The organism is Kosakonia oryzendophytica (assembly GCF_900094925.1).
Classification (GTDB): Bacteria; Pseudomonadota; Gammaproteobacteria; order Enterobacterales; family Enterobacteriaceae; genus Kosakonia; species Kosakonia oryzendophytica.
The window spans coordinates 1-2015 of sequence record NZ_FMAY01000028.1; the positions used below are offsets into that span (position 1 = coordinate 1).

A 2015-nucleotide genomic window follows, 5' to 3' on the forward strand; every position below is an offset into this window, starting at 1 on the left:
TTTATTTTTAGCTTTAAGCCCTTGATGCTTTTGCCACATCGCATCAAGCATTTTATTTATTGCTAAAGTATTATGATTTATAGCTATATCAAACCAATCATCATTACCTTGTTCCAAACAAAAATTCAAAAAATCAATATAATTATCGATTTCTTTAGCCTTAATAAACTGAAATATTTGTTTCATAGCATGTAAATTTTGACTAGAAGAAAGCTTAAAAAAATCAGCAATATCAGCACCATTGTGTGCTCTTATATCCTCAATCGAATATTGATATTTTTCTGGATTATCCATATGCGCAAAATATCTAACCATACCCTTTGCCGAGCCAACTTTTTGAGGAATAGGCGTATTCAACGGTTCAATAATATCATTTATCCTCTTAATAGTGACAGGTCCAGAAAACCTTAGCAATATATGCCAATGAGCTTTTTTCTTACTACCATCAGAATTCACATCTTTGTTATGCAGCGGACTCTCTACCCACTCTAAATGAGTTTGATTCAAAATATCTCGCCAATTTTCAGGCGCACTTTCAGGATAAACAATAAACGTCCAGTCTCTGCCTTTAACCAATTTTTTCTTTTTTTCAATCATAATAAAAACCTCACTTTCGGCTATCAATACCAACTAGCAAGGTCTAATACAATTAACCAATCGGGAAAAAATATTTACTTTTATCCCAAAATTGAATAGAATTATTCTTAACAAAACATTTTTGCGTTTGTATTGTTACCTAAGCTGACCCGCCAGTCGGCTTTTTTTATATCTAAAAATTATTATAGCAAATAGTCATTAAGGCGAGAAAGGCTTTTTCAGCTCTTCTCGCCTTTTTATTTAGCTTAAAAGGTTTGTTAAGTGTCAACTCCTTAAAACTCTCCCAGAAGCTCATAAAACGTCCTTACAGCCGTTTTTGAGACTTCTAGGGATAATTTACCGTTGACACTTCATACAGCATAAAGGGCACCTATACTACAAAATTCGCCCATGATTTTTTTGCATTTGATTATTAATTCTTTTCTCAACTAATTTTTCTGCGGATTTATAAACGTCTGCCTCAATCCCATAACCAACAGCTTTAATACCTTTGTACGAAAAATATTCTGAAATCATTTCAGACAAAATACCAACTTGCTTTTTAGTAAAACCAATTTGTTTAATTGCATATCTAAGATTTTGAGCAATCTCCTGTTCAGTAGTTATATTCTCTGCTAAATCTAAAAACTTATTAAAAACTTCTTTGTTTTGATAAAAGCCAAATCGTTTTTTTATTTCAGTCAATCTCTCATAATCTTCCTCTGTCATTTTTACTCTAAACTCTTTCATTTCAATTCCTTTCACAAAACAAACGCTACCAAAAAATGACATTCTCCAGTAAAGAGCATAAGGGAAATCCGACCCCACGCTTTTTGCTAAAGCGTGCTGGGCTTGGTTGTACCAAGCAATTTCTTGATTTTAAAAGTGAGGTCACCCTTATAAAAATACTCCACTAGTAGCGGATAATGTTCCACCGACAGCGGATAATATTCCAACTATTATGCCACAAATTCCACCAAAAGTGGAATTTAAAAGATTGTAAATTTTAATTTTCAAACAAAAATAGGGGGGTAAAAAATCAACTCTTTTTACCCCCCCTATTTTTTATTAAAATCTATAATCATAACTGCCAGTAGCTTGTGACTAGTTACTGCGTAACTGGCAGTAATTATAACATGCATGTCAACAATTAGTCAAATTAACCTTACAGCCCCAACAGTTACAAAGATTCAAAAAATAAAAATAACTAAAAAGCCTCCTAAACCCAACAGCGCCAAAGATTAACGGTTGTTTTTTGTTTTTTGGCACAATGCACAATGCACACATGGGGGGAGGTCGTAGTATCTCCCCCCAGCGTAATACTAACCTTTGCTATAAACGTTATGAAAGCATATTTATGTTGTGATAATATATTAAATCCTAAAGAAAACAACATTCACTATAAACATGAATATAGCTTTGACCAATGTTATTTTTGT

The 2015-nt window shown here is 32.8% G+C and carries 2 protein-coding genes; both read right to left on the bottom strand.

Annotation, left to right across the window (positions count from 1 at the left end; all coding sequences use genetic code 11):
* Positions 1 to 597: replication protein (locus GA0061071_RS23175; RefSeq protein ID WP_090269472.1), on the bottom strand; the 597-nt coding region annotated here is incomplete at its 3' end.
* Between the two features lie 375 nt (positions 598 to 972).
* Positions 973 to 1326, bottom strand: a complete 354-nt coding sequence (locus GA0061071_RS23180; RefSeq protein WP_090139088.1) for a hypothetical protein — start codon at positions 1324 to 1326, stop codon at positions 973 to 975.
* Between the last annotated feature and the right edge of the window lie 689 nt (positions 1327 to 2015).